This window comes from Streptomyces sp. NPDC051569, assembly GCF_044454085.1.
Classification (GTDB): Bacteria; Actinomycetota; Actinomycetes; order Streptomycetales; family Streptomycetaceae; genus Streptomyces.
This window is the reverse complement of the sequence record NZ_JBITDJ010000005.1, coordinates 131,188-158,070: the sequence shown is the minus strand read 5'-3', so window position 1 is coordinate 158,070 and position 26,883 is coordinate 131,188. Positions and strand designations below refer to the sequence as shown.

Below are 26,883 nucleotides of genomic sequence, written 5' to 3'. Positions count from 1 at the left end.
TCCGCGCGATGCCGGTACGGCGGGTCGTCTCGCTCGTCCCCTCCCTCACCGAAGCCGTCGCGGTCACCGCGCCGGGACTGCTGGTGGGCGCGACCGACTGGTGCGTCCGTCCCGCCGGTCTCGACGTCGTACGGATCGGCGGCACGAAGAATCCGGACGTGGCGGCCGTCACGGCCCTGCGGCCCGATCTGGTCGTCGCCGACGAGGAGGAGAACCGTGCCCCGGATCTCGCCGCGCTCCGGGCGGCCGGACTCGATGTGCTGGTCACCCGGATCAGAACGCTCGACCAGGCGTTCGCCGAGCTGGAACGGATGCTGGTCACGGGCTGCGGCGTGACCGCGCCACGCTGGCTGGACGACGCCCGCGCGGCCTGGGACGCGCTCCCGCCGTCCCCTCGCGCCCGGCGGGCCGTCGTACCGATCTGGCGCCGGCCCTGGATGGTGCTCGGACGCGACACCTTCGCCGGGGACCTGCTCGCCCGGCTCGGCGTGGAGAACGTCTACGGGGACCACCCCGAGCGCTACCCACGGATCCCGCTCGACCAGCTGCGGGCGGCGGGCGCCGAGCTGGTGGTGCTGCCCGACGAGCCGTACCGCTTCACCGCCGACGACGGCCCCGAAGCGTTCCCCGGGCTGCCCGCCGCACTCGTCGACGGGCGTTTCCTCACCTGGTACGGGCCGTCACTGGTCCGCGCACCGGCGGAGCTGCGAGCAGCGCTCCGCTGACCAGTCCGCGCAGCGTGCCGTACGCGGCCGCCGCCCACGCCGTCAGCAGCAGCGCGAACAGGCCCGCCGCCGTCCACTCCAGCGCCACCAGCCCCGTGTGCCGCGCCAGCCCCGCCGCACCCGTCACGCAGGTGCCGACCGGGAAGGTGAAGGCCCACCACGTCATCGTGAACCGCATCCCGCGCCGGGCCGCCCGCACCGCCAGGGCCGCCGCCAGAGCCAGCCACAGCAGCGCGAATCCCGTCACCGGCACGCCGTACACCACGGCGAAGGCGCCCAGAGCGCGCGCGTACGGTCCGCCGATCGCCCCGGGCGCCGCGTCGGCCAGCTGCCCCACCGCCGTGACCGACTGGCCGAGCGGGCCGAGGACGAGAAAGAGCAGCGGGGTCAGCGCGAGCGGCGGGGGCCCGTGCAGCACCAGCCGGCCGAAGATCAGCGGCAGCATCGTCAGCGTGGCGAGCAGGCTCAGCCCGAAGAGGGCGTAGCAGCCGAGCAGCAGCGCCTCGCGGCCCTGTCCGGCCGGCACGTACGGCACCAGGAGCGGGCCGACCGCCGCCGAGACCATGGGCGCCACCACCGGCAGCAGCCAGGCCGGCGACACGTCGGCCGGCCGCACGCGATGACGGACGACCAGCAGATACGGGATCGTCACGGCGACAGCGAGGCCGAGCAGCGTCCCGATCCCGAACAGCGCCGCGTCCACGGCGACCGCCGCCCGCTCGCCGAGCACGTCACGGCCCACCGTGAGGGTGGCGCCCCCGACGGCCAGCAGCGCCATGGGCGGGCAGCCGTGAAAGGGGGCCATGGCCGGGTCGAGGAGATGGGCGCGCGCCTGGTCGCGATGGAGCAGCCAATGCCCGGCGCGGGCGGTCAGCACGACGGCGAGCAGTGTCGCCGACAGCGCCCAGATCGCCACGGCGGCGGCCCGCTGCCCGGGGACGTCCACGGGGAGCCCGGCGCCCGCGCTCGCGACGATCGCGGTCCCCATCACCGGCGCGTACCAGTTGGGCCCGAGATACCGGAGCGAGGGCATCCGCCTCCCGGAGGCGCCGGCCGGGGAGGGGGGCTGCGCCAGGGTGGGGACGACGGGGTGCGCGGGGGCCTGCGCGAGGGTGACCATGCTGTCACTGTCGCCCCCGCGTACCGCCCCCACCAGCCCCGTTCTCCCTATGGGGTCATAACCTGGACTGATGACCGATGCGCCGCTCGCCCACCGCGTGCCCGACCTCGGCGCGCTGGAACTGCTGCTCGCCGTCGCCCGGCTGGGCAGCCTCGGACGGGCCGCCCGCGAGATCGGCATCTCCCAGCCCGCCGCCAGCGGCCGGCTGCGGGCCATGGAACGGCTGCTCGGGGTGGCGCTGGTGGACCGCTCGCCGCGCGGCTCCCGGCTGACCGAAGCCGGGACGCTGGTCACCGACTGGGCCGGGCGCGTCGTGGAGGCCGCCGAGGCGTTCGACGCGGGGGCGCAGGCGCTGCGCGACCACCGGGACTCGCGGCTGCGCGTCGCGGCCAGCATGACCATCGCGGAGTATCTGCTGCCCGGCTGGCTGATAGCGCTGCGCCGCGCCCGGCCCGGTACCGCCGTCTCCTTGTCCGCGGGCAACTCGGTCGCGGTCGCCCGGCAGGTGCTCGCCCACGAGGCGGACCTCGGCTTCGTGGAGGGCCTGGCCGCGCCGGACGGCCTGGACTCCGCCGTGATCGGCCAGGACCGGCTGCTCGTGGTCGCCGCCCCCGGCCACCCCTGGGCCCGCCGCCGTACCCCGCTCGACCCCACGGAGCTCGCCGCCGCCCCGCTGATCCTGCGCGAACCCGGCTCCGGCACCCGGCAGGTGCTGGACGCCGGGCTCGCCGCGTACGGCGGCCTCGCCGAGCCCCTGCTCGAACTGGCCTCCACCACCGCGCTCAAGGCAGCGGCCGTCAGCGGGGCGGGACCCTGTGTGCTGAGCGAACTCGCCGTCGGCGAGGAGCTGGCAGCCGGTCGGCTCGTCCGGGTGCCGGTGGAAGGGGTACGGCTGCGCCGCGATCTCCGCGCGGTGTGGCCGGCCGGCGCCCGGCCGGCGGGCCCGGCCCGCGACCTGCTGTCCCTGACGCGGGGCCTGACGGCAGACCGGGAGCCGGACACCCCCTAGGAGCGGGCCCCGGCGGCCCCAGGCCAGGAGTGGCCCCCGGCCAGGAGTGGCCCCCGGCCGGGAGTGGCCCCCGGCCGGGAGTGGCCCCCGGCCGGGAGTGGCCCCCGGCCGGGAGTGGCCCCCGGCCGGGAGTGGCCCCCGGCCAGGAGTGGCCCCCGGCCAGGAACCGCTCCAGGCCAGGAGCGGCCCCGGCTAGGAGCGGCCCCGGCTAGGAGCGACCCCCGGTGGCGGCCCGCTCCCGCGCGGCCCGGACCAGCGCGGTCATCACCCGGGTGTCCTCCCCCATCTCCGGATGCCACTGGACACCCAGCGCCCACCGCGGACCGGGCAGTTCGACCGCCTCGACCGTGCCGTCCGCCGCGAACGCCGAGACGGTCAGATCCCTGCCGAGCCGGTCCACGGTCTGGTGATGGTGTGTCGGCACGTCGAACTCCTCCGGCACCAGATCGCCGTACCGCGTGCCCGGCACCGGTGTCACCGGATGCCCGCCGAAGGCGCCGACGACCGGTGAGCTGTGCCCGTCGACGTGCTGGACGAGCGTCCCGCCGAGCGCCACGTTGAGCAGCTGCATCCCCCGGCAGATCCCCAGCAGCGGGGTGCCGGACGCCAGGGCCGCCTCGATCAGGGCCAGTTCCCAGGCGTCCCGCTCCCTGGCCGGCGGCCCGGTACGGGGGTGCGGCTCGGCTCCGTACCGTACGGGCTCCACGTCGGGCCCGCCCGCGATCACCACCCCGTCGAGCCGGGCCACCACCTCCGCCGCCGAGGCGGGGTCGTCGGGCGGGAGCATCGCGGCCAGCGCGCCGGCCCGCTGGACGAGTCCGGGGTAGGCGGCGGGAAGCAGTGCGGCGGGCAGCTCCCAGATACCCCAGGCGGCGGACGCCTCCAGATAGGTGCTGACGCCGATGAGCGGCTTCACAGATCGGTCCTCCGTGGTGCGCGGTGCTCGTGCTTCGTGTTTCGCGCTGCTTGGTGCTGCTCGGTTCTTCGGTCCGGGGTCCGTCAGTCGCGTTCGAGTTCGGCCTCGGCCTCGGCCAGTGCCGCGAACTCCTCCTCGGGGGCCGCCGCGACCAGCCGGTGCCGACTGTAGAAGGTGAAGTAGGCGAGGGCGACGACATAGACGCCCAGCGCGATGAACGCCGCGTCCTGGTCCACCAGGAAGGTCGCGACCAGCGCCGACAGGGCCAGCACGAACGCCACACCGGAGGTGAGCATGCCGCCGGGCGTGCGGTAGGGGCGGGGCAGCCCGGGCTCACGGCGGCGCAGCACCAGATGGGACAGGGCCATCAGGGCGTACGAGATGGTCGCGCCGAACACCGCGACGTTCAGCATCCGTCCGCCGTCCCCGGTGCCGGCCGCGAGCGCGAAGCCGAGCGCGCCCGGGATCAGCAGCCCCAGGTACGGCGCCTTGCGGCTGCTGGTCAGGGAGAGGAAGCGCGGCAGATAGCCCGCCCGGGAGAGTGCGAAGAGCTGCCGGGACCCGGCGTAGATGAGCGAGAAGAAGGAGGCGACGAGACCGGCGAGACCCGCGTAGTTCACGAACCGGCTCAGCGCTGTCGGACCGCCGTCCCCCTGGAGCGCGACCACCAGCGGATTGCCCGCCTCCCGCACGGCCGCCGAGCCGTGCGCGCCGGTCGCCGCGAAGAAGGTGATCAGCGCCAGCAGCACCAGCACGCCCATGGAGATGGACAGCGCCTTCGGCATCGAACGCACCGGGTCCTTGGCTTCCTCGGCTGCCAGCGGCACGCCCTCCACACCGAGGAAGAACCACATGCCGAAAGGGAACGCCGACCAGATGCCCAGCACGCCGAACGGCAGCCAGGAGCCGGAGCCGAAGGCGTCGTGGTCCACGGGGATGTCGTTCAGCCCGTTCGCGTCGAACTCGGTGAAGGCACCGACCGCGAAGATCAGCAGCGCCGCCACCGCGATGGCCGTCACCACCAGACTGAAGCGCAGCGCCTCGCCGACGCCCCAGAGATGGATCCCGATGAAGATGACGAAGCAGGCGAGGTAGACCGGCCAGCCGGCCGTCAGGCCGAAGAGGTGGAGCGACTCGACGTACTCGCCGATGAAGATCGAGATGGCGGCAGGCGCCAGGATGTACTCGATGAGGATGGCCGTACCGGTGAGGAAGCCGCCCCAGGTGCCGAGCGCGCGCCGGGCGAAGCCGTAACCGCCGCCCGCGGTGGGCAGGATGGCGGACAGCTCGGCGAGCGAGAAGACGAGACAGGCGTACATCACCCCCATCAGCAGCGTGGCGATCGCGAGGCCGCCGAAACCGCCTTCGGAGAGGCCGATGTTCCAGCCCGAGAAGTCGCCGGAGACGACATAGGCGACCCCGAGTCCGGTGAGCAGCAGCCAGCCGGCGCTGCCCCGGCGCAGCGCGCGCCGTTCGAGGTAGTCGGCGTCCCGTGCGGCGGCGCCGTCGCCGGTGGCCGCGGGGGGTGGTGGGGTGCGCGAGTCCGTGGATTCGGACATGATCCGCTCCTGCCTCGGGGTAATGGTGTGGTGGCATACCATTGCGGGCCGGATGGCCGCGCGCAAGGCCCGTGCGTTAAACGGCTGTTACGGATGGGGCCGACGCGTCGGACGGCTCCGGCTCCCGCCGGGCCCCGGCGACGGCCCGCCAGGTCTCGGCCCCTGGCGACGGCCTGTCCGGTCTCGGCCCGGTGACGGCCCGCCAGGCGACGTCCCCCGGCCCGCGCCCCCGGCTCCCGGCCCGTCAGGTGAGGAAACCCCGCAGCAGCGCCGCCGTACCCGCGCAGTGCTCGCGCGCGATCTCCCGCGCCCCGTCCGCGTCCCCGTCCAGCACCGCCCCGACCAGCGCGGTGTGCTGCTGCTGCGAGTGCTCCAGATTCCTGACGAGCAGCGGGATGCAGTCCAGCAGGTCGTTCACCGTCGCCCGTACACCGGCGTACTGCGCGGTCAGGGTGGCGGAGCCGGCCAGCTCCGCCACCGTGAGGTGCAGCAGTGTGTCCAGCCTGCGGTACTCCGTCAGCGGCGCGTCGTGCGTCGCGGCCAGCGCGGACCGGAGCCGTCCCGCCTGCTCCCCGGTGAGTCCGTGCACCGCGCACAGCCCCGCCGCGCCCACCTCCAGCACCTCGCGGAAGCGCAGGACGTCCTCGATGTCCACCGCCGCCACCCGCCGCCGCAGTTCCGCCCCGGCGCCGACGGCCGGGGTGCCGGGCCGGGGCCGTACGAAGGTCCCGCCGTACCGGCCGCGCCTGCTCTCCAGCAGTCCCTGGTCCTGGAGGACCCTGAGCACCTCGCGCAGTGTGACCCGGCTGATCCGCAGCCGCTCGGCCAACTCCCGCTCGGCGGGCAGCCGCTCGCCGTCCGCCACCAGGCCGAGCCGTAGCACCTGGAGGATCTGCTCCAGTGCCTCCTCGAAGCCGTTCCCGGCCCGCACGGGCCGCAGTACCGGCGTCAGCGGGTCCAACGGCTCGTTCTTCCGCGCCACGTGGCCGTTTCCCCTTCCCAAGCAAAGGTCTCCAGGAATACCTTATGGCTTCCGGCTGACCGAAGGAGGAGTAATCCCGTGGCAGACCGCACACCCCCGCTCGCCGTCGAGGAACTGCGCATCCTCGTCGAGAGCGGCGAGATCGACACCGTCGTCCTGGCCTTCCCCGACATGCAGGGCCGGCTCCAGGGCAAGCGCTTCGCCGCGACGTTCTTCCTCGACGAGGTCCTGGAGCACGGCACCGAGGGGTGCAACTACCTCCTGGCCGTCGACACCGAGATGAACACCGTCGGCGGATACGAGATGTCCTCCTGGGAGCGCGGCTACGGCGACTTCGCCATGCGCCCCGACCTCTCCACGCTGCGCCGTCTCCCCTGGAACGAGGGCACGGCCATGCTCGTCGCCGACCTCGCCTGGAACGACGGCTCGCCCGTCGTCGCCGCCCCCCGCCAGATCCTCCGCCGCCAGCTGGAGCGGCTCGCCGGACACGGCTACACCGCGCACGCCGGCACCGAGCTCGAATTCATCGTCTTCAAGGACACCTTCGAGCAGGCCTGGGACAGCCACTACCGGGACCTGACCCCCGCCAACCAGTACAACATCGACTACTCCGTCCTCGGCACCGGCCGCATCGAGCCCCTGCTGCGCCGGATCCGCAACGAGATGGCCGCCGCCGGACTGACCGTCGAGTCCGCCAAGGGCGAGTGCAACCCCGGCCAGCACGAGATCGCCTTCAAGTACGACGAAGCCCTCGTCACCTGCGACCAGCACGCCGTCTACAAGACCGGCGCCAAGGAGATCGCGGCGCAGGAAGGTGTCTCGCTCACCTTCATGGCCAAGTACAACGAGCGCGAGGGCAACTCCTGCCACATCCACCTCTCGCTCCAGTCCCTCGACGCCCCAGGCACCAGCGTCATGGCCGGTGACGGGCCCGGCGGGATGTCCCCGGTGATGCGCCACTTCCTGGCCGGCCAGCTCGCCGCCCTGCGCGACTTCTCCCTTCTGTACGCGCCGAACATCAACTCGTACAAGCGGTTCCAGCCCGGCTCCTTCGCCCCCACCGCCGTCGCCTGGGGATACGACAACCGCACCTGCTCGCTCCGGGTGGTCGGCCACGGCCGGTCCCTGCGCTTCGAGAACCGGCTGCCCGGCGGTGACGTCAATCCGCACCTCGCCGTCGCCGGCCTGGTGGCCGCCGGCCTGTACGGCATCGAGAACGAACTGGAACTCCCCGAGCCCTGCGCGGGCAACGCCTACGACGCCGACTACGCGCATGTCCCGACCACCCTGCGCGAAGCGGCCGACCTGTGGGAGAACAGTCCCATCGCCCGCGCGGCCTTCGGTGACGAAGTCGTCGCGCACTACAGCAACATGGCGCGCGTCGAGGTGGACGCCTTCGACGCCGCGGTGACCGACTGGGAGCTGCGCCGCTCCTTCGAACGCCTGTGAGGAACCACGTGCCCGAACAGTCCCCCACCGCCGGACACCAGGTCCTCAACCCCGCCACCGGGGAGGTCGTCGCCACCGTCGCCACGACCACCCCGGCGCAGGTCGACGCCGCGGTGCGGCGGGCGGCTGCGGCGCAGCGCGGCTGGGCCGCAGCCGCCCCCGCGGACCGCGCCCGGCTGCTGCGCCGCTTCGCGACCGTGGTCGACGCGCACACCGAGGAACTGGCCCGGCTGGAAGTCGCCGAAGCGGGACACACCCTCGGCAACGCCCGCTGGGAGGCCGGCAACGTCCGCGATCTCCTGGACTACTCCGCCGGGGGAGTGGAGCGGCTGACGGGCCGCCAGATCCCGGTGGCCGGCGGACTCGACATCACCCTGCTGGAACCGCTCGGCGTCGTCGGGGTGATCGCGCCCTGGAACTTCCCGATGCCGATCGCCGCCTGGGGCGCCGCCCCCGCCCTCGCGGCCGGCAACGCGGTCCTCCTCAAACCCGCCGAGACCACCCCGCTCACCGCCCTGCGGCTGGCCGAACTCGCCCTGGAGGCGGGTCTCCCCGAGCACCTCTTCCAGGTCCTGCCCGGCGCGGGCCCGGTCACGGGCGACGCGCTGGTCGAGCACCCGGGCGTCGCCAAGATCGTGTTCACCGGCTCCACCCGCGTCGGCAAGCGGATCATGGCCAAGAGCAGTGATCTCGTGAAGCGCGTGACGCTCGAACTCGGCGGCAAGAGCCCCAACATCGTCTTCGCCGACTCCGATCTCGAACAGGCCGCCGCCACCGCGCCGATGGCCTTCCTCGACAACGCGGGCCAGGACTGCTGCGCCCGTACCCGCATCCTCGTCCAGCGCGAGGTCCACGACCGGTTCCTCGAACTCCTCGCCCCCGCGATCGAGTCGGTCGTCGTCGGCGACCCGTCCGACGAGCGCACCCAGATGGGCCCGCTGATCTCGGCGGTCCAGCTGGACCGCGTACGGGCGTACGTCCCCGACGGCGCGAAGGGCATCCGGGGCACCGCGCCCGCCGGCCCCGGCTTCTGGTTCCCGCCGACCGTCCTCACCGACGCCGCCGCCGACTCCCCGGCCGCCACCGAAGAGATCTTCGGCCCGGTCGCCGTCGTCCTGCCCTTCGACGACGAGGAGGACGCGGTCCGGCTGGCCAACGCCACCGACTACGGCCTCGCCGGATCGATCTGGACGCGCGACCTCGGCCGCGCCCTGCGCGTCTCGCGCGCGGTCGCCGCCGGGAACCTGTCCGTCAACTCCCACAGCAGCGTCCGCTACGGGACCCCGTTCGGCGGCTACAAGCAGTCCGGACTCGGCCGCGAACTGGGCCCCGACGCCCTCGCCGCCTTCACCGAAACCAAGAACGTCTTCATCAGCACGGAAGGCTGACCGCCATGACCGACCCCACCAGCGACACCGTCTGCCGCCGACTCGTCGGCCGCACCGCCGTCATCACCGGAGCCGGCAGCGGCATCGGCCTCGCCACCGCCCGCCGGCTCGCCTCCGAGGGCGCGCACGTCGTCTGCGGGGACATCGACGAGACCGCCGGCAAGGCCGCCGCCGAGCAGGCCGGCGGGACCTTCGTCCGGGTCGACGTCACCGACGCCGACGAGGTCGACGCGCTGTTCCGGATCGCGCACGAGACGTACGGCAGCGTCGACATCGCCTTCAACAACGCGGGCATCTCGCCGCCCGACGACGACTCGATCCTCACCACCGGACTGGACGCCTGGCGGCGGGTCCAGGAGGTCAACCTCACCTCGGTGTACCTGTGCTGCAAGGCCGCCATCCCCTACATGCGGCGCCAGGGCAAGGGCTCCATCATCAACACGGCGTCCTTCGTGGCCCGGATGGGCGCGGCGACCTCGCAGATCTCCTACACAGCGTCCAAGGGCGGGGTACTCGCCATGTCCCGCGAGCTGGGCATCCAGTTCGCCCGGGAGGGCATCCGCGTGAACGCGCTCTGCCCGGGGCCGGTCAACACCCCGCTGCTGCGGGAGCTGTTCGCCAAGGACCCGGAGCGGGCGGCACGCCGCCTCGTGCACATCCCGGTCGGGCGGTTCGCCGAGGCGGACGAGATCGCGGCGGCCGTCGCCTTCCTCGCGAGCGACGACTCGTCCTTCGTGAACGCCACGGACTTCCTCGTCGACGGCGGCATCTCCGGGGCGTACGTCACTCCCCTGTAGGGCGTATGTAGGGCGTACCCACCGCCCCCGGCACGGGCCGTACGTCCCCGCAGGACTCAGAGGAACGTACGGCCCTCGCCCCGGTACGTGGGGACGGCCGCCACCACGCGGTCGCCCTCGACCAGGTGCAACGCCGCGAACCGCTCGCACAGTTCACCGGCCTTCGCATGCCGGAACCACACCTTGTCGCCGATCAGCAGATCGTCGGCGGCCGACCCCAGCAGCGGTGTCTGCACTTCGCCGGGCCCCTCCCGCCCGTCGTACCGCAGCCCCTCCGGCAGATACGGAACGGGCAGCCGGTCCCGGCCCGGAGCCCCCGACGCCGGATAGCCGCCGCCGAGCACCGTCACCACCCCGACGCCCGGCCTGCGCACCACCGGCTGGGCGAACAGCGCCGCCGGACGGCCGCTGAACGAGGTGTAGTCGTCGAAGAGCCGTGGCACGTACAGCCCCGAGCCGGCGGCTATCTCGGTCACCGCCGCCTCGGCCGCCGTGTGCTGCACGCTGCCCGTACCCCCGCCGTTGACGAATTCCAGCTCCGGCGCCACGGCCCGCACCGCGCGCACCACCGCCGCGCGCCGCTCCGCCAGCTCCCCGCGGGCCACCGCCTGCATCAGCCGTACCGCCCGCGACCGCACCGGCCGCCCCGCCGGACTGTCGCCGACCCCGGCCACATGACCCTCGTACGCCATCAGCCCGACCAGCCGGAAACCGGGGCGGCGGACGACCGACCTGGCCAGCTCGGCCAGCTGCGCCGGCTCGCGCAGCGGGGAGCGCAGGGCACCGATCCGCATCCGGCCGCCGAACAGCCGCAAGGCGGTGTCCATTTCCAGGCAGACCCGGATCTCCGCACGGCCGCGACCGCGTGACGCGTCGATGAGGTCCAGGTGCGCCGGGTCGTCGATCATCACGGTGACGGCGGCGGCGAGTCCCGGATCGGCGGCGAGCTCCCCGTACGCGGCGCGGTCCGCCGACGGATACGCGAGGAGTACGTCCCCGAACCCGGCCCGGGCCAGCCACAGCGATTCGGCGAGCGTGAACGACATGATCCCCGCGAAGCCGTCCCGGGCCAGGACCCGTTCCAGCAGGGCCCGGCAGCGCACCGACTTGCTCGCCACCCGGACCGGCTTGCCGCCGGCCCGCCGGACGAGATCGTCGGCGTTGGCGTCGAACGCTTCGAGATCGACGAGGGCGAGCGGGGCGTCGAGATGAGCGGTGGCCCGGTCGTACCGGGCCCGGTCCGAGGCACGCGGAGTCATGGACCGAGCTTGCCAGAGACGATTACCGGACGGTAGGGGGATGATTTGGGCAGATCCTTCCGGGCCTGACGGCCCGTTCCCGCCGGGCCCGCCCCAGCCCGTAGAGTGACGGGCACGCGGCGCCGAACGGGCTCTCCCCGGAGGGCGATCGGCGACCGGACCAGTCTGTAGAGGCGGGACAGGGGGGCGGATGAGCACCGACGCGCGGCGCGCTCCGCTACCACCACCAGCGGCCCCGGCGACACCGCCGGCCGTGCCCGACCCGGCGGTACCCGCGCCGGCCATGCCCGCGCCGGCCGCCCCAGCTGTCCGGCCGCCCGCGCAGGCCCCGCCCATGCAGGCCCCGCCCGCGCCGCACGCCCCGGCTCCGCGGTCGCCCCGTCCGCCGTCCGCCGTATCCGCCCCGCCGTCGGTTCCGCCGCGTCCCGGCGCTCCGGCGGAGGACGGCGGGAACGTCCGGAGCGCCGAGACGACCGTCCAGTTGCGGATCGTGCCGCTCCCCCCGGCCGCGCGGGTCGCGCCACCGGCGCCCGCCGTGCCGTTCGTGCCACCGGCGCCGCTCCTGCCGCCCGCCGTACCCCCACCACGTCAGCCCTGGGCGGGTGCGCCTCCCGAGACCCCCATGGAGACCACCACCCAGCTGCGGATCGTGTCCGTCCGCCCCCCGAGGAGGACCGCCGGCGCCGTGGTCTGCGCCGTCCTCGGGCTCGGACTGATCGGGGGCGCCGTCACCGGCAGCTGGCTGACCGGCGACTCGGCGGAGCGGCCCGCCGCCCGGAACGCGTACGACACGGCCCACAACCTCTGGCACAGCGTTCCCGTCGACACCCTCTTCCCGCGCACCCTGGCGGGCGACGGAGCCGGGCCCGGCGGCGCGGACCGCGCTTGGACACGGACCGGCGTCGCGCCCGACAGCGGATGCGCCGGCACACTCGACCCGCTGCTGCTGCGCACGGTCCGCCCGGTGGGGTGCGGGCGGGTGCTGCGCGCCACGTACACCGACGCCACCTCCAGCAGCGTCACCACCGTCGGGCTGGTCTTCACCCAGGGCGACCCCGCCGCGATGAACGCCCTCCGCGCCCGCTTCACCACCGAGGGCCTGGGGCGGCGCTCCGACCTGATGCCCCGCACCTTCCCCGTCAGCGGCACGGTCGCCGCCGGATTCGGCGACGCCCAGCGCGCGAGCTGGACGGTGAACGTCCTCACCGACGCCCCCGTCATGGTCTACGCCGTCTCCGGCTTCGCCGACGGGCGCCGCGTCAGCGCTCCGGAGCCCGCCGACAAGGCCATGGTCAAGGGCGCCACGTCCGCGCCCGCGCAGGCGGGCCTGGGGCACGAGGCCAAGGGCATAGCGGACCGGATCGAGCGGGGGCTGCGCGCGAGCGTCGCCGCCGGGACGGCGGCCCCCCGATGACCCCGGACATCACGAAGGCGACCCACGGGACCCGTGCGGCCCGGACGGCGTCCCGGGGGATACCAGCACCCCCGCGCACGGCGATGCCCCGTGGCCGCGCCGTCGCCGCGCTCGCCGCCGCCGCTTCCCTCGTCCTGCTCGTCCCGGCGGCCCCGGCGCACGCCGACGGGATCCGCGCCCAGCAGTGGGCCCTCGACGCCCTCCACACCGACCAGGCCTGGCGCACCGCGCAGGGGAAGGGCGTCACGGTCGCGGTTCTCGACACCGGTGTCGACGGCGACCATCCCGACCTCGAAGGCCAGGTACTTCCGGGCAAGGACCTCGTCGGCTTCGGCGCCGTCAGCGGCGACCGCTCCTGGGCCCGGCACGGCACCGCCATGGCCGGGATCATCGCGGGCCACGGCCATGGTTCCGAGCGCACCGAAGGGGTCCTCGGCATAGCGCCCGAGGCGAAGATCCTGCCCGTCCGGGTCATTCTCGAAGGCACCGACCCGGCCCGCGCCAAGGCCCGCACGTCCCGGGGCGGCGCACTGGCCGACGGCATCCGCTGGGCCGCCGACCACGGCGCGGACGTCATCAACCTCTCCCTCGGGGACGACAGCGAGTCCGCCCACCCCGAACCGGGTGAGGACGAGGCCGTCCAGTACGCGCTCGCCAAGGGCGCCGTCGTCGTCGCCTCGGCGGGCAACAGCGGCGAGAAGGGCGACCACATCTCGTACCCCGCCGCCTATCCCGGGGTGATCGCGGTGACGGCCGTCGACCGCTACGGCACGCACGCCCCCTTCTCCACCCGCCGCTGGTACGCCACCGTCAGCGCCCCGGGCGTCGACGTCGTCATCGCCGACCCCGACCGCCACTACTACGAGGGCTGGGGCACCAGCGCCGCCGCCGCGTTCGTCTCCGGCGCGGTCGCGCTCGTCCGCTCCGCCCACCCCGGCCTCACGCCCGCGCAGATCAAGAAGCTCCTCGCGGACACCGCACGCGAGGTCCCCGAGAGCGGCCACGACGACGCGCGGGGATACGGCCTGGTCGATCCGGCCGCCGCCATCGCGGCCGGTGCGAAGGTACCCCGGACGGCTCCGGCCGGAGAGGCGGCCGGCTACGGCGAGCGGTACTTCGGCGACGGCCCCGACGCCCCGCCCGCGCTGTCCGAACCGGCGACCTGGCTCGCCCCGGCGGCCGGCGCGGCCGGAGCGATGCTGCTGGTGTGCGCGGTGGCCCTGTGGCGCGGCGGTCCCGGCCGGCGCGGCTCCCGGCGCTGAGAGCGGGCCCGCGATACCGGGCCCGCGACACCCGGCCCGCGCACGCCCGGCCCGCGACACCCCGCCGCGTGCCCGCCGTGTGCCGGGCACGCCGCCCCCTCACCCCCGCCCGGGGCGCTCCTGGAGAAACCGCTCCACGGCGGTGACGGCCGCCTCCTCGACCCGGGCGACGCCGTCCTCCTTCGTCGCGTGGCCCGCCGAGAGCACCGCGACGAGGCAGCCCCGTACCCGCCCGACCGAGTGGACGACCCACAAGCCGGAACCGGACCGTGGCAGCCAGCCGTTCTTCAGCGCCCAGTCGCCGCCCGCCGCCGACACCCCCCACGCCTGCCCCGGCACCACCCGCTCCATCAGTCCGGCGGCGAACCGGCGCGCTCGCCCGTCCAGCTCGGGACCCCGGCCGAACACCGCCCTGAGCAGCGTCAGCTGATCGCGTGCGGTGGTCCGGGTGAGTCCCCAGGCGGGCGCGCCGGACGTCCGGGTCATGCCGAGCCGCGCGTGCGCCGCGTCCAGCCCCGCCACGCCCCCGAGCGCCGCCCGCAACGCCGTCGCCGCGTCGTTGTCACTGTGCCGGATCATGGCCGCGGCGAGGTGCTCCTCCTTCGCCGTCAGCCACCGGCCGGTGTCCCCCGCGCGCAGCAGCAGTGCCACCAGCACGGCGACCTTCACCACACTGGCGGTGACATACGTCCGGTCCTCGCCGTGCCCCGCCCCGCGCCCACCGGCGATGTCGCCCACCGCGACCGAGAGATCCACCCGACGACCGTACGTCCGCCGTGCGCGGTTAGGCTCGACCCGTGGCGCTCAAGAACATTCCCGACCCAGGTTTCTCCGACGACGACGGCACCGCCGATCCCGCGCTGACGGCGGCCCTCGCCGCCTGGGCCGTGGACCGCGCGGCCGAGCCGCGGGTGCTGGCGGCGCTGCGGGGCGCCAGGCTGCTGGTCCCCGTCGTCGCCGTCCTCGGCGAGAGCGAGGAGGACGAGAACGGCCTGCGCCGCGAGAAGACCAGCGACATGGCCGTCCCCACGCTCCAGGCGGGCGACCGGCGCGCGCTGCCCGCGTTCACCTCCATCGCGGCGCTGGCCCGCTGGAATCCGGAGGCCAGGCCCGTCGCCGTACCGCTGCACCAGGCGCTCCAGGCGGCCGCCCACGAGCGGGCCGACACACTGGTGCTCGATCTCGCGGGGCCCGTCGCGTACCAGCTCACCGGGAGCGCGCTGCTCGCCGTCGCCGAGGGCCGTACCAGCACCGATCCGCTCGACGACCCGGCCGTCACCGAGGCGGTACGGTCCGCCGTCGCCGCCGAGCCCGCCGTGCTGCGGGCCCATCTCGGTCCCGGCAGCGCGGACGGCACCCTCGCGCTCGTGCTCGCCCCGGACGCGTCCCCGGCACCGACGGTCCGCCGTATCGCCGAGGCGCTCGCGGCCGACGACGTACTGAGGGCCCGCCTGGTACGCGGACTCGACCTGGCTCTGCTGCCGGCCGAGGCCACGCCACCCGGCGAGCCCCTTTTCGTACGTCGGTGAGTCCGGGCGCCGGGCCGGCCGTCGAGCCGGCCCCGGCAGCCGTGGACCGGGTCCGTCAGCCGTAGACCGGGCCCGTGTACTTCTCGCCCGGGCCCTGGCCCGGCTCGTCCGCCACGACCGACGCCTCGCGGAACGCCAGCTGGAGCGACTTCAGACCGTCCCGCAGGGGCGCCGCGTGGAACGAGCTGATCTCCGTCACGCTCGCGTCCAGCAGCCCGGCCAGCGCCGTGACCAGCTTGCGCGCCTCGTCCAGGTCCTTGTGCTCGTCGCCCTCCTCGGTCAGACCGAGCTTCACGGCGGCGGCGCTCATCAGGTTCACCGCGACCGTGACGATCACCTCGACAGCGGGGACTTCCGCGATGTCACGGGTCATGGCGTCGAAGTCGGGGGACTCCTGGGGGGTTTCGGGGGACTCCTGAGGGGAGGTCGCGTCACTCATGCCCCACACGATATGCCCCGATGGAGTGACGTCCGTCCACCGCCCGGACGGACGTCGGTTAGCCCCTCCGGGCGGTTGCTGCTAACCTGGAGTAACGACCGGCCGGACACGTATGTGCCCGGCCCACAAGTGGAGGCTCCGCTCTCCCACCTGGCCGCCCCTCGGGGTGGCGGGTCACCGGTCAGGTGGCGCCCATCGTTCCGTACGGACGATGGAGCCGCCCGATGCGCCCCGTGTACGCACACGGCGGTGCTCCGGTTGTTATGGAGCTCCTGCCTGTGTGCCGTCCGGGGCATTTTTTCGTGTTCCGCCGCGGTTGGTCTGAGAAACAGACGTTACGCGGCTGTCTGCCAGACAGTCGTGTGGTGCTACCGAGGAGGATCCATCAGCGCCGAGCCCCGCATTAACGACCGGATTCGCGTTCCCGAGGTCCGACTCGTCGGTCCCAGCGGCGAGCAGGTCGGCATCGTGCCGCTTGCCAAGGCCCTGGAACTGGCGCAGGAGTACGACCTTGACCTGGTCGAGGTCGCGGCGACCGCACGTCCGCCCGTGTGCAAGCTCATGGACTACGGGAAGTTCAAGTACGAGTCGGCCATGAAGGCCCGTGAAGCGCGCAAGAACCAGGCGCACACGGTCATCAAGGAGATGAAGCTCCGGCCGAAGATCGACCCGCACGACTATGACACCAAGAAGGGTCACGTCGTCCGGTTCCTCAAGCAGGGTGACAAGGTCAAGATCACGATCATGTTCCGTGGTCGTGAGCAGTCCCGCCCCGAGCTTGGGTTCCGTCTGCTCCAGCGTCTCGCCTCGGATGTCGAGGATCTCGGCTTCATCGAGTCGAACCCGAAGCAGGACGGCCGGAACATGATCATGGTTCTTGGCCCGCACAAGAAGAAGACCGAAGCCATGGCCGAGGCCCGCGAGGCGCAGGCCGCCCGCAAGGCCGAGCGTCAGGGCTACGCCACCGAGGACTCGGCGGAGTCCACGGACACGGAGACCGAGGCCCCGGCCGAGGTCCCCGCCGAAGCTCCGGCCGAGGCACCTTCCGAAGCGTGACCCGCGGGGCGCCAACCAGGCGCCCACGGCTCCGGTCCGGAACCACACACCCAGAGATCTGACGCTCCCGTCGCGCCGGTTTACGGACCGGTGGGGAGCGCCACTGACGAGGAGAGAACGGCGCTATGCCGAAGAACAAGACGCACAGTGGTGCCAGCAAGCGCTTCAAGATCACCGGCTCCGGCAAGGTGCTGCGCGAGCGGGCCGGCAAGCGCCACCTGCTCGAGCACAAGCCGTCCAAGCTGACGCGTCGCCTCACCGGCAACGCCGAGATGGCCCCGGGCGACGCCAAGAAGATCAAGAAGCTTCTCGGCAAGTGATGTCGGTGCCCCCGGTGACCGGGGGCACGACACCAGGACCGGGACCCATTCGTTTCCGGGCCGTGTGATTCCACACCACGGCCCCGCTACAAGGAGTTAACAAGTGGCACGCGTCAAGCGGGCAGTCAACGCCCACAAGAAGCGCCGGGCAATCCTCGAGGCGGCCAGCGGTTACCGCGGCCAGCGCTCGCGCCTTTACCGGAAGGCGAAGGAGCAGGTCACCCACTCCCTCGTTTACAACTACAACGACCGCAAGAAGCGCAAGGGCGACTTCCGTCAGCTGTGGATCCAGCGGATCAACGCCGCTGCCCGCGCCAACGGCATCACCTACAACCGCTTCATCCAGGGTCTGAAGGCCGCCAACGTCGAGGTGGACCGCAAGATCCTCGCCGAGCTGGCCGTGAACGACGCGAACGCGTTCGCCGCGCTCGTCGAGGTCGCCCAGAAGGCCCTCCCGAGCGACGTCAACGCTCCGAAGGCCGCCGCCTGATCTCCGTCAGGCCGCATTCGCTTTCCGCCGGACCCGCAGGCGCCACGCCTGCGGGTCCGGTGCGTTCCGCGACAGCCCGAGTCCCGCGACAGCCCCAGTCCCGCGACAGCCCCACCCCGTACCTCCTGATACGAGAAGTGAGAGCCGCCTCCCATGGGCACCCCCGAGCTGATCTCCCCGCGATCCCCGCGCGTCCTGGCCGCGAGGAGACTCGCCAGGCGCGCCTTCCGCGGCAAGGAACGCCGGTTCATCGCCGAGGGCCCGCAGGCCGTACGGGAAGCGGTGGCCCATCGCGGTGACGACGGGGAGCCGACTCTCACCGAACTGTTCACCACCGTCGAGGCCGCCGAGCGGTACGCCGACATCATCGACGCGGCCCGCGACGCCGGCGCCCGCGTCCACTACGCCCCAGACACGGTGCTCGCCGACGTCTCCCAGACCGTGACCCCCCAGGGGCTCCTCGGCGTCTGCCGCTTCCTCGACTCGCCGTTCGAGGACATCGTGCGGGCCCGCCCCCGGCTCGTCGCCGTCCTCGCGCACGTCCGCGACCCCGGGAACGCCGGTACGGTGCTGCGCTGCGCCGACGCGGCGGGCGCCGACGCCGTCGTCCTCACCGACGCCTCCGTCGACCTCTACAACCCGAAGTCGGTCCGCGCGTCCGTCGGATCGCTCTTCCACCTCCCGGTCGCCGTCGGTGTCCCCGTCGAGCAGGCCGTCCAGGGGCTCCAGGACGCGGGCGTCCGCATCCTCGCCGCCGACGGCGCGGGCGAGCGGGACCTGGACGACGAGCTCGACGCGGGCACCATGGGCGGGCCCACCGCCTGGATCTTCGGCAACGAGGCATGGGGGCTGCCGGAGGAGACCCGCGCCCTCGCGGACGCCGTGGTACGCGTACCGATCCACGGAAAAGCCGAGAGCCTGAACCTCGCGACGGCCGCCGCCGTATGCCTCTACGCCTCGGCGCGCGCCCAGCGGGCCCGCGGGTGAACGCTGAGGGGGTCCGCCCCGTCACTTTGAGCGAGTAGTGTGTGCGCCTTCGGGGACCCACTGAGCTACGCGGAAGAGGTGGGGTAGGGGGATGACTGTCGGGACGAGCGGACCCGCCGCGGTCCAGGGGCCGGTTCCGGGTGCTTCCGGTGAGGCCGTGACGGGCGCGGGTGAGGCCGTCACGGGCGAGGCCGTGAACGTGCCGGGGACCGGATCCGGCGCGTCCGCGATCGATCCTGACGACCTGCCCGACGGACTGGTCGTCGCCGACGCGACGGGCCGGGTGATCTGCTTCAACGCCGCCGCCGCCCGCATCACCGCCGTACCGGTCCCGGACGCCCTCGGGCTGCCGCTGGACCGGGCCCTGCCGCTGACGGACCTGGAAGGCCACCGCTGGTGGACGCTGACCGATCCGTACGGCGGGCTCGCCACCCGGGTGGGCCAGCCGGAGCGCAATCTGCTGCTCCCCGGCGGCCGGGAGGTCCTGGTCTCCGCCCGCTACGTGCGCGCGTACCCGCAGGGCCCCGTCCAGCGGCTGGTCATCTGCATCCGTGGCACCGAGGCGCGGCGCCGCACCGAGCGCAGCCACGCGGAGCTGATCGCCACCGTCGCGCACGAGCTGCGCTCCCCGCTCACCTCGGTCAAGGGCTTCACGGCGACGCTGCTCGCCAAGTGGGAACGTTTCACCGACGACCAGAAGCGGCTGATGCTGGAGACCGTCGACGCCGACGCCGATCGCGTCACCCGGCTGATCACGGAACTGCTCGACATCTCCCGGATCGACTCGGGCCGGATGGAGGTGCGCCGCCAGCCGGTCGACATCGGCGCGGCGATCGGCCGCCATGTCCAGGCCCACGTCGCGTCCGGGCAGTCGGCGGACCGTTTCCTCGTACGCGTCCTGCAGCCGCTGCCCGATCTCTGGGCGGACCCTGACAAGATCGACCAGGTCCTCGGCAACCTGCTGGAAAACGCGGTGCGCCACGGGGAGGGAACCGTCACCATCGAGGTGGCAGCCGCGTACATCCAGCACGCGGAGAACGTGACGAAGGGAACGGCCGTCACCGTGTGCGACGAGGGCCCCGGCATCCCCGAGGAGTCGATGGGCCGTGTCTTCACCCGCTTCTGGCGGGGGAGCAAGCGCGGCGGGACGGGCCTCGGCCTGTATATCGTCAAAGGCATCGTCGAGGTGCACGGCGGGACGATCACCGTCGGCCGAGGACCCGGCGGCGGTGCCCAGTTCCGATTTATCCTGCCCGTCGGCGCTCCGGCCTATCTGACCTGAGCGGCCCGCGGGCTTCTTCACCTTCGTACGGCCTTTAGACTCGACCTTTGGCACCTTTGCGCCCTCAGCGATCGAGCAGGGTCGTTTCGCCAGCCAAACGGAAGTACGGGAAGAGATGTCGGCACCCAACAAGTCGTACGACCCAGTCGAGGTCGAGGCACTGAAACCGGAAGAGATCGAGCGCCTGCGGGACGAGGCGGTCGCCGCCTTCGCCGCCGCCGGTGACCTCGACGCGCTCGCTCACGCGAAGACCGCGCACACCGGAGGTACCTCGCCGCTCGCCCTCGCCAACCGCGAGATCGGCGCGCTGCCGCCGCAGGCCAAGGCCGAGGCGGGCAAGCGCGTGGGCCAGGCCCGCGGCGCCGTCAACAAGGCCCTCGCCGCCCGCCAGACAGAGCTGGAGGCGGACCGAGACGCCCGCGTGCTGGTCGAGGAGGCGGTGGACGTCACGCTGCCGTACGACCGCGTCCCGGCCGGCGCCCGCCACCCGCTGACCACGATCATGGAGCGGGTCGCGGACGTCTTCGTGGCCATGGGCTACGAGATCGCGGAAGGGCCCGAGGTCGAGGCGGAGTGGTTCAACTTCGACGCCCTCAACTTCCTCCCCGACCACCCCGCGCGCCAGATGCAGGACACCTTCTTCGTCCAGGGATCCGGCGCGGGGACCGGCGACGCCGCCGACGGCTCCGGTGTGGTGCTCCGTACGCACACCTCGCCGGTCCAGGCCCGCACCCTGCTCGACCGCGAGCCGCCCGTGTACGTCGTCTGCCCGGGGCGGGTCTACCGCACCGACGAACTCGACGCCACGCACACCCCGGTCTTCCACCAGATCGAGCTGCTCGCCGTCGACGAGGGCCTCACCATGGCCGACCTCAAGGGCACCCTGGACCACATGGTCCAGGCGCTCTTCGGCGCGGACATGAAGACCCGGCTGCGCCCGCACTTCTTCCCCTTCACCGAGCCGTCCGCCGAGATGGACATGGTCTGCTACGTGTGCCGTGGCGCCTCCGTCGGCAACCCCGACCGGCCCTGCCGCACCTGCGGCAGCGAGGGCTGGATCGAGCTGGGCGGCTGCGGCATGGTCAACCCCAAGGTGCTCGTCGCCTGCGGCGTCGACCCCGAGAAGTACAGCGGATTCGCCTTCGGGTTCGGCATCGAACGGATGCTGATGTTCCGCCACAACGTCGAAGACATGCGAGACATGGTCGAGGGTGACGTCCGTTTCACCCGGCCTTTCGGGATGGAGATCTGATGCGCGTCCCGCTTTCCTGGCTGCGGGAATACGTCGACCTGCCGGCCACCGAGACCGGCCGCGACGTGCAGGCCAAGCTCGTCTCCGCCGGTCTGGAGGTCGAGGCCGTCGAGCAGCTCGGCGCCGGCCTCAAGGGCCCCCTCGTCGTCGGCAAGGTGCTCACCATCGAGGAGCTGGAGGGCTTCAAGAAGCCCATCCGCTTCTGCACCGTCGACGTCGGCACGGCCAACGGCACGGGTGAGCCGCAGGAGATCGTCTGCGGCGCCCGGAACTTCACCGTCGGCGACAAGGTCGTCGTGGTCCTGCCCGGCGCGGTCCTGCCCGGCGACTTCGCGATCGCCGCGCGCAAGACGTACGGCAAGACCTCGCACGGCATGATCTGCTCCGGCGACGAGCTGGGCATGGGCGACGACGGCTCGGGCGGCATCATCGTCCTGCCGCCGGAGCACGAGGCCGGCACCGACGCCATCGCGCTGCTGGAACTGGTCGACGAGGTCCTCGACATCGCCGTCACGCCCGACCGGGGCTACGGCCTCTCCCTGCGCGGAATCGCCCGCGAGACCGCCACCGCGTACGGCCTGCCGCTGCGCGACCCGGCGCTCCTCGACGTGCCCGCACCGAACTCCTTCGGCTACGGCGTGAAGATCGCCGACCCGATCGGCTGCGACCGCTTCACGGCCCGCACGGTGACCGGACTCGACCCCGAGGCCCGCTCGCCGATCTGGCTGCGCCGCCGGCTGCAGAAGGCCGGGATGCGCACCGTCTCGCTCGCCGTGGACATCACCAACTACGTGATGCTGGAGCTGGGCCAGCCCCTGCACGCGTACGACCGCAGCCGGCTCGACGGGCCCATCGGCGTCCGCCGTGCCGAGGCCGGCGAGAAGATCACCACGCTCGACGGTGTCACCCGGGTCCTGGACGCCCAGGACCTGGTCATCACCGACGACCGCGGGCCGATCGGCCTCGCGGGCGTCATGGGCGGCGCGCACACCGAGATCGCCGACCCCGAGACCGACCCGGAGACGGGCGCGGTCAGGGGCACCACCGACGTGGTCATCGAGGCCGCGCACTTCGACGCGATCTCCATCGCCCGCACCGCGCGCCGCCACAAGCTGGCCTCCGAGGCGTCCAAGCGCTTCGAGCGCGGCGCCGACCCCGAGGCGGCGGCCGCCGCCGCACAGCGGACCGTCGACCTGCTGGTGCTGCTCGCCGGCGGTTCCGCCGAGGCCGGCGTCACCGAGATCATCTCGCCCTCCGCGCCGCACACGATCACCATGCCCGCCGACCACCCCGACCGCGTCGCGGGTGTCCGTTACGGCCGGGAGATCGTCGTACGCCGCCTCCAGGAGGTCGGCTGCGACGTCTACGGACAGGACGAGCTGGTCGTCACCGTGCCGTCCTGGCGCCCCGACCTCGGCGTGCCCAACGACCTCGCCGAGGAGGTCATCCGCCTGGAGGGGTACGAGAACCTCCCCTCCACCCTGCCGACCCCGCCCTCCGGCCGCGGGCTCACCGAGCGGCAGCGCCTGCACCGCCGCGTCGGCCGCGCCCTGGCCGGCGCCGGATACGTCGAGGCACTGAACTACCCGTTCACCGGCGACGCGGTACTGGACGCCTTTGGCCTGCCCGCCGACGACGCCCGGCGCCGTACCGTCAAGCTGGTCAACCCGCTCTCCGACGAGGAACCGGCGCTGCGCACCACGCTGCTGCCGGGCCTGCTCGGCGCGCTGCGCCGCAACGACGGCCGCGGCTCGCACGATCTGGCGCTCTTCGAGACCGGTTCGGTCTTCCGGCCGACCGGTGACGAGACCGTGCCGGTACGGCTGCCCGTCGACCGCCGCCCGACCGAGGCGGAAGTGGCCGCTCTCGACGCCGCGCTGCCGCGCCAGCCGCGCCGCGCCGCCGTCGTCCTGACCGGTGCGCGCGAACAGGCCGGCTGGTGGGGCAAGGGCCGCCCGGCCGACTGGGCGGACGCCGTCGAGGCGGCCCGTACCGTCGCCCGCGAGGCGGGCGTCGACCTCGTCGTCCGCGCCGACCGGTACGAGCCGTGGCACCCGGGCCGGTGCGCGGCGCTGTTCGCCACGGTGAACGGCGAGGAGACGCTCGTCGGCCACGCCGGAGAGCTGCACCCGCGCGTCGTCAAGGCGCTCGGCCTGCCCGAGCGCACCTGCGCCATGGAGGTCGAACTGGACCTGCTGGAGCAGGCGGGTACCGGCGCGCTCCAGGCGCCGCGCATCTCCAGCTACCCGGTCGCCACGCAGGATGTGGCGCTCGTCGTCGCGTCCGACGTGCCGGCCGCCGAGGTGGAGAAGGCGCTGCAGGAGGGCGCGGGGGCACTCCTTGAGTCCCTTCGGCTGTTCGACGTGTTCACCGGCGAGCAGATCGGGGAGGGACGCAAGTCCCTCGCGTACGCGCTCCGCTTCCGCGCCCCGGACCGCACGCTGACGGTCGAGGAGGCCACGGCCGCCCGCGACGCCGCGGTGGCGCTCGCGGCCGAACGTACGGGAGCCGCGCTGCGCGGGGCCTGATCAGCGCTGTCGGCGCTGTCGGCACCGGCAGGGTTGTCAGCGCGTGAGTGGTGTCAGCACTGTTGGCGTTCGCTCGCGTGAGCGATGACCACGGAGGGGCGTGTCCGGTTTTCCGGACACGCCCCTCACTCGTTCGGGTGGGAAGTCCCGGCGGGGTACGCCGACGGGCACGGGAGATCGGACAATCGATCCGGCCACGGCGGTCATCGACACCATCGATCCGGCCCGTACGGTCATCGACACCAACGATCCGGCCGCAACGGTCGACGTACGCCTGGCGGCCAGGCGGCCGAAAGGGGCCGACGGCATGATCGGCTTGATCCGTTTCAGGGCTGTCCGTACGAGGACCGTCCGTACCAGGGCCGGACGTACGGGGGCCGCCCGCACCGGGGCGGAAGCGGACGGCGACGCATCCTCCGGCGCACCGCCCGCCCGGCGCCTCACCGACTGGGCGGGCCCCGGCCTCTGGCTCGCGCTGGTGGTCGCCTGGGAGCTGACCTGCCCCTTGGCCGGGCATGACAGCCTCGCCTGGCGCCTCGTGACCTGCGCGGCGTTCCTGCTGGTGGTGGGATGCCTGCTGATGGGCGTACGGCGCGGTCCCGTCCGGGAGTTGCGGGAGGCGCGCGCTGTCGCGCAGGCCGCCCAGGAGGTACTGATCCGACCGCTGCCGCCGCTCCTCGGCGGGCTGACGCTCGCCGCCCGCCAGCTCTCCGCCTCCCGTGGCGCCGAGGTCGGCGGTGACCTGTACGAGGCGGTGGCCACGCCGTACGGTGTCCGCGTCGTCATCGGGGACGTACGCGGCCACGGACTGGCCGCGATCGGCGCGGTGGCCGCCGTCCTCGGCAGCTTCCGGGAGGCCGCCCACGACGAGGCACGACTCGACGGCGTCCTGCGCAGGCTGGAGCGCGCGCACCAGCGCCATGTGCGGGACCTGGCGCGGCGGGAGCCGGACCGCCCGACGGCCGAGGAGTTCGTGACCGTCCTCCTGCTGGAGATCGGGGACGACGCGGCCGTACGGGCCCTCAACTGCGGGCATCCGTGGCCCTACCGGCTCGGCGAGCGCGCCGTACCGCTGACCACCGGGGAGCCGCTGCCGCCCCTGGGCGCCTTTCCGCTGCCCGCCGTGCTCCCGCCGCACCGCTGCGGGCAACTGCGGCCCGGCGAGACGCTGTTCCTGCACACCGACGGGGCGGAGGACGCCCGGGACCCGTCGGGACGTTTCTTCGGCCTCCGGGAAGCACTCGTGGAGCTGGCTTCCAGCCCACCGCTGTCCCCGGCGGCCGTGGTGCGTCAGGTGCACACGGACCTGCTGCGGCACACCGGCGGGCGGCTCACCGACGATGTGGCGTTGCTCGTCCTGCGCAACGACCGCTCGCCGACGCCGGTCCGGTCCGGCGGGGCGGCGACGCGCCGGCGGACCCGCCGGGCGATCTCCCCCCGGTAGCGGTGGTATCGCCGGTGGCCGGTATCGGTGGGGCCCTTGCCGGTGGTGGCCGGTGCGGCCGGCGTCGTCTGCCCCGCCACGGAGTGTCGGGCAGGTCAGCAGGACAGACGACGCGGTTGCGGGCCGCCGCACTGTACGAGGGGGAGCCGGCGGCCCGGCCACCTCTTGCGAGGTGCTTCAGTCAACCGGCTCCGAGGGCTCCGGTGACAGGGTGTGCGGGACGCGGATACGGGCATCGCGTTCACACCCCGTGTGTTTCCCGTTCCACTACGCTGAGTCGGCCGAGCCACCGGAGGGGCACATGCAGCCCAACAGCCTGCTCGATTCCCTGCTCGACGAGGCAGGCGTCTCCCACGCCGGTCTCGCCGCCCGGGTCAACCAGGCGGGCCGGGCCCGGGGCCTCGCCCTGCGGTACGAACACACCGCCGTCGCACGGTGGTTGAAGGGGCAGCGGCCGCGCGGCCAGGTGCCCGATCTGATCTGCGCGGTCCTCGGTGACCGGCTGGGCCGCCCGCTCGCCCTCGACGACATCGGACTCGGGGTACCCGGGCAGTCGCCCGCGCCGGGCGCCACCCCGCTCGCGGGTTTCATGGAACGCGCCACCGCGTTGTGGCGCTGCGACGAACAGCAACGGCCGCACATAGTGGGGGCGCCCGCCGTCACCGGCACCCCCGCCGTCATGCCCGTCTGGGAGTGGGAGAACCCACCGGAGGACTCCGACGTCTCGCGGACCGGCCGGGCCACGGTCGGCCCCGCCGACATCGAGCTGCTGCGGTCCGCCAGGGCCCACTACGAGCTGATGTACCGGAGGACGGGCGGGGTCGCGACCCGCGCCCGGATCGTCGGCTTCCTCAACGCCGAGACCGCGCCCCTGCTGCGCGGCGGATACAGCGACGCCCTTGGCCGGCAACTGCACCGCGCCACGGGCGGCCTGGTCGCGGTGGCCGGTATCTGCGCGTACGACTCCGACGCCCCCGGTCTCGCCCAGCGCTACTTCCACCAGGCGCTGCGGCTGGCCAAGGCCAGCGGCGACCGGGGATTCGGCGCGTATGTGATCGCCCTGCTCGTCAACCAGTCGCTGTTCATGGACGAGCACCGCCAGGCCGTCGCCTTCGCCGAGGCCGCGCTGCGGACCGCCGGGCGCCAGATCACCCCCGCGCTGGCCGCGGATCTGCACGCGATGCAGGCCAAGGCCTACGCGCGGCTCGGCGACGGCAGCAGCGCGCTGCGCTGCATCCGGCGCGCGGAGACGGAGGCGGAACGCATCCGGCCGGGCCACGAGCCGGCCGAGACCGGCTACGTCCAGCCGGGCCTGGTGAACGTACAGGTCGCGGAGGCGCTGCTCGGTCTCGGGGAGCTGCCGGCCGCGCGTACGCACGCCACGGCGGCCGTCGACACCCCCGCGCACGACCGGGGGCGGGTCCACCGGCTCGCCATGCTCAGCCATATCGAGCTGCGTCAGGGCGAGGCGGACCGGGCCGCCAGGACGGCGGCCGAGATGGCCGAGCGGGCCAGGGGGATGGAGTCGCGGCGGCTGCGGGACCGGCTGCGGGAGGTACGGGACCAGCTGGCGGTCAGCGGATCCGCCGACGCGGTGGAGACGGCCGAACGCATCGGGGAGGCGCTGCGCGTTCCGGTCTGAGTGGACCTGCTGCTGCGATGTTGCCACCAACGCG

24 protein-coding genes are annotated in these 26,883 nt (G+C 73.5%); 17 read left to right on the top strand and 7 right to left on the bottom strand.

Annotated features, from left to right (window positions below):
• The first annotated feature begins 8 nt into the window (after window positions 1–8).
• The gene (locus ACIBAE_RS11325; protein ID WP_399284030.1) at window positions 9–725 is read left to right on the top strand and encodes a helical backbone metal receptor; all 717 of its coding nucleotides are present in this window, start codon (window positions 9–11) and stop codon (window positions 723–725) included.
• Here ACIBAE_RS11325 and ACIBAE_RS11320 read toward each other — a convergent pair.
• Window positions 664–1,845 (bottom strand): TDT family transporter, encoded by a 1,182-nt coding sequence (locus tag ACIBAE_RS11320; protein WP_399284028.1) that lies wholly within the window; start codon window positions 1,843–1,845, stop codon window positions 664–666. The two genes, ACIBAE_RS11325 and ACIBAE_RS11320, sit on opposite strands and share 62 nt — an antisense overlap.
• Window positions 1,846–1,915: 70 nt before the next feature.
• On the opposite strand from ACIBAE_RS11320, the gene ACIBAE_RS11315 reads away from it, so the two are divergent.
• Window positions 1,916–2,854, top strand: coding sequence for a LysR family transcriptional regulator (locus ACIBAE_RS11315; RefSeq protein WP_399284027.1), 939 nt, complete (start codon window positions 1,916–1,918; stop codon window positions 2,852–2,854).
• A gap of 208 nt (window positions 2,855–3,062) precedes the next feature.
• Here ACIBAE_RS11315 and ACIBAE_RS11310 read toward each other — a convergent pair whose 3' ends face one another.
• The 3 genes from ACIBAE_RS11310 to ACIBAE_RS11300 all read right to left on the bottom strand — a co-directional run bounded on the left by ACIBAE_RS11310 (window position 3,063) and on the right by ACIBAE_RS11300 (window position 6,311).
• Window positions 3,063–3,770: a gamma-glutamyl-gamma-aminobutyrate hydrolase family protein gene (locus ACIBAE_RS11310; RefSeq protein WP_399284025.1), complete on the bottom strand. Its 708-nt coding sequence runs from the start codon at window positions 3,768–3,770 to the stop codon at window positions 3,063–3,065.
• Between the two features lie 83 nt (window positions 3,771–3,853).
• The gene (gene eat, locus ACIBAE_RS11305) at window positions 3,854–5,329 is read right to left on the bottom strand and encodes an ethanolamine permease (protein WP_399284023.1); all 1,476 of its coding nucleotides are present in this window, start codon (window positions 5,327–5,329) and stop codon (window positions 3,854–3,856) included.
• A 244-nt stretch (window positions 5,330–5,573) separates the two neighbouring features.
• A complete protein-coding gene (locus tag ACIBAE_RS11300; protein ID WP_399284021.1) occupies window positions 5,574–6,311 on the bottom strand; it encodes a FadR/GntR family transcriptional regulator in 738 nt (245 codons plus the stop codon).
• 78 nt (window positions 6,312–6,389) lie between these two features.
• Here ACIBAE_RS11300 and ACIBAE_RS11295 point away from each other — a divergent pair, with 78 nt between their 5' ends.
• The 3 genes from ACIBAE_RS11295 to ACIBAE_RS11285 are packed head-to-tail and all read left to right on the top strand — an operon-like array spanning window position 6,390 to window position 9,945.
• Window positions 6,390–7,760, top strand: a complete 1,371-nt coding sequence (locus ACIBAE_RS11295; protein WP_399284020.1) for a glutamine synthetase family protein — start codon at window positions 6,390–6,392, stop codon at window positions 7,758–7,760.
• A gap of 8 nt (window positions 7,761–7,768) precedes the next feature.
• Window positions 7,769–9,148: an aldehyde dehydrogenase family protein gene (locus ACIBAE_RS11290; RefSeq protein WP_399284018.1), complete on the top strand. Its 1,380-nt coding sequence runs from the start codon at window positions 7,769–7,771 to the stop codon at window positions 9,146–9,148.
• A 5-nt stretch (window positions 9,149–9,153) separates the two neighbouring features.
• Window positions 9,154–9,945: a 3-oxoacyl-ACP reductase gene (locus ACIBAE_RS11285; protein ID WP_399284016.1), complete on the top strand. Its 792-nt coding sequence runs from the start codon at window positions 9,154–9,156 to the stop codon at window positions 9,943–9,945.
• A 56-nt stretch (window positions 9,946–10,001) separates the two neighbouring features.
• Here ACIBAE_RS11285 and ACIBAE_RS11280 read toward each other — a convergent pair whose 3' ends face one another.
• Entirely contained in the window at window positions 10,002–11,204 is a 1,203-nt protein-coding gene (locus ACIBAE_RS11280; protein WP_399284014.1) for an amino acid deaminase/aldolase, read from the bottom strand.
• A 622-nt stretch (window positions 11,205–11,826) separates the two neighbouring features.
• On the opposite strand from ACIBAE_RS11280, the gene ACIBAE_RS11275 reads away from it, so the two are divergent.
• Both ACIBAE_RS11275 and mycP read left to right on the top strand, forming a co-directional pair.
• On the top strand, window positions 11,827–12,618 hold the full coding sequence (locus ACIBAE_RS11275; RefSeq protein ID WP_399284013.1) for a hypothetical protein: 792 nt from the start codon (window positions 11,827–11,829) through the stop codon (window positions 12,616–12,618).
• Window positions 12,619–12,701: 83 nt separating this feature from the next.
• Window positions 12,702–13,880, top strand: a complete 1,179-nt coding sequence (gene mycP, locus ACIBAE_RS11270; RefSeq protein WP_399284270.1) for a type VII secretion-associated serine protease mycosin — start codon at window positions 12,702–12,704, stop codon at window positions 13,878–13,880.
• A gap of 99 nt (window positions 13,881–13,979) precedes the next feature.
• Here the strand turns inward: mycP and ACIBAE_RS11265 are convergent, their stop codons facing one another.
• Window positions 13,980–14,636 (bottom strand): serine hydrolase, encoded by a 657-nt coding sequence (locus ACIBAE_RS11265; protein ID WP_399284011.1) that lies wholly within the window; start codon window positions 14,634–14,636, stop codon window positions 13,980–13,982.
• 41 nt (window positions 14,637–14,677) lie between these two features.
• Here ACIBAE_RS11265 and ACIBAE_RS11260 point away from each other — a divergent pair, with 41 nt between their 5' ends.
• Window positions 14,678–15,409: an SseB family protein gene (locus ACIBAE_RS11260; RefSeq protein ID WP_399284010.1), complete on the top strand. Its 732-nt coding sequence runs from the start codon at window positions 14,678–14,680 to the stop codon at window positions 15,407–15,409.
• 55 nt (window positions 15,410–15,464) lie between these two features.
• Here ACIBAE_RS11260 and ACIBAE_RS11255 read toward each other — a convergent pair whose 3' ends face one another.
• Window positions 15,465–15,848 (bottom strand): DUF1844 domain-containing protein, encoded by a 384-nt coding sequence (locus ACIBAE_RS11255; protein WP_399284009.1) that lies wholly within the window; start codon window positions 15,846–15,848, stop codon window positions 15,465–15,467.
• A 360-nt stretch (window positions 15,849–16,208) separates the two neighbouring features.
• On the opposite strand from ACIBAE_RS11255, the gene infC reads away from it, so the two are divergent.
• From infC to ACIBAE_RS11210, 9 genes are all read left to right on the top strand, one after another.
• Window positions 16,209–16,904, top strand: coding sequence for a translation initiation factor IF-3 (gene infC / locus ACIBAE_RS11250; RefSeq protein ID WP_399284007.1), 696 nt, complete (start codon window positions 16,209–16,211; stop codon window positions 16,902–16,904).
• A 125-nt stretch (window positions 16,905–17,029) separates the two neighbouring features.
• Complete coding sequence (gene rpmI, locus ACIBAE_RS11245) at window positions 17,030–17,224, top strand: 50S ribosomal protein L35 (RefSeq protein ID WP_388552261.1); 195 nt, start codon at window positions 17,030–17,032, stop codon at window positions 17,222–17,224.
• Between the two features lie 103 nt (window positions 17,225–17,327).
• Complete coding sequence (gene rplT, locus ACIBAE_RS11240; protein WP_114626556.1) at window positions 17,328–17,714, top strand: 50S ribosomal protein L20; 387 nt, start codon at window positions 17,328–17,330, stop codon at window positions 17,712–17,714.
• 153 nt (window positions 17,715–17,867) lie between these two features.
• Entirely contained in the window at window positions 17,868–18,701 is an 834-nt protein-coding gene (locus ACIBAE_RS11235; RefSeq protein WP_399284005.1) for a TrmH family RNA methyltransferase, read from the top strand.
• Window positions 18,702–18,792: 91 nt separating this feature from the next.
• Window positions 18,793–19,983 carry an ATP-binding protein gene (locus tag ACIBAE_RS11230; protein WP_399284003.1) on the top strand — a complete coding sequence of 397 codons (1,191 nt, stop codon included), beginning with the start codon at window positions 18,793–18,795 and terminating at the stop codon, window positions 19,981–19,983.
• Window positions 19,984–20,098: 115 nt separating this feature from the next.
• The gene (gene pheS, locus ACIBAE_RS11225) at window positions 20,099–21,235 is read left to right on the top strand and encodes a phenylalanine--tRNA ligase subunit alpha (RefSeq protein WP_399284001.1); all 1,137 of its coding nucleotides are present in this window, start codon (window positions 20,099–20,101) and stop codon (window positions 21,233–21,235) included.
• A complete protein-coding gene (gene pheT / locus ACIBAE_RS11220; RefSeq protein WP_399283999.1) occupies window positions 21,235–23,763 on the top strand; it encodes a phenylalanine--tRNA ligase subunit beta in 2,529 nt (842 codons plus the stop codon). The genes pheS and pheT overlap by 1 nt, the downstream gene beginning before the upstream one ends.
• Before the next feature lie 307 nt (window positions 23,764–24,070).
• Entirely contained in the window at window positions 24,071–25,207 is a 1,137-nt protein-coding gene (locus ACIBAE_RS11215) for a PP2C family protein-serine/threonine phosphatase (RefSeq protein WP_399283997.1), read from the top strand.
• A gap of 301 nt (window positions 25,208–25,508) precedes the next feature.
• Complete coding sequence (locus tag ACIBAE_RS11210) at window positions 25,509–26,849, top strand: transcriptional regulator (RefSeq protein WP_399283995.1); 1,341 nt, start codon at window positions 25,509–25,511, stop codon at window positions 26,847–26,849.
• Window positions 26,850–26,883 lie beyond the last annotated feature (34 nt).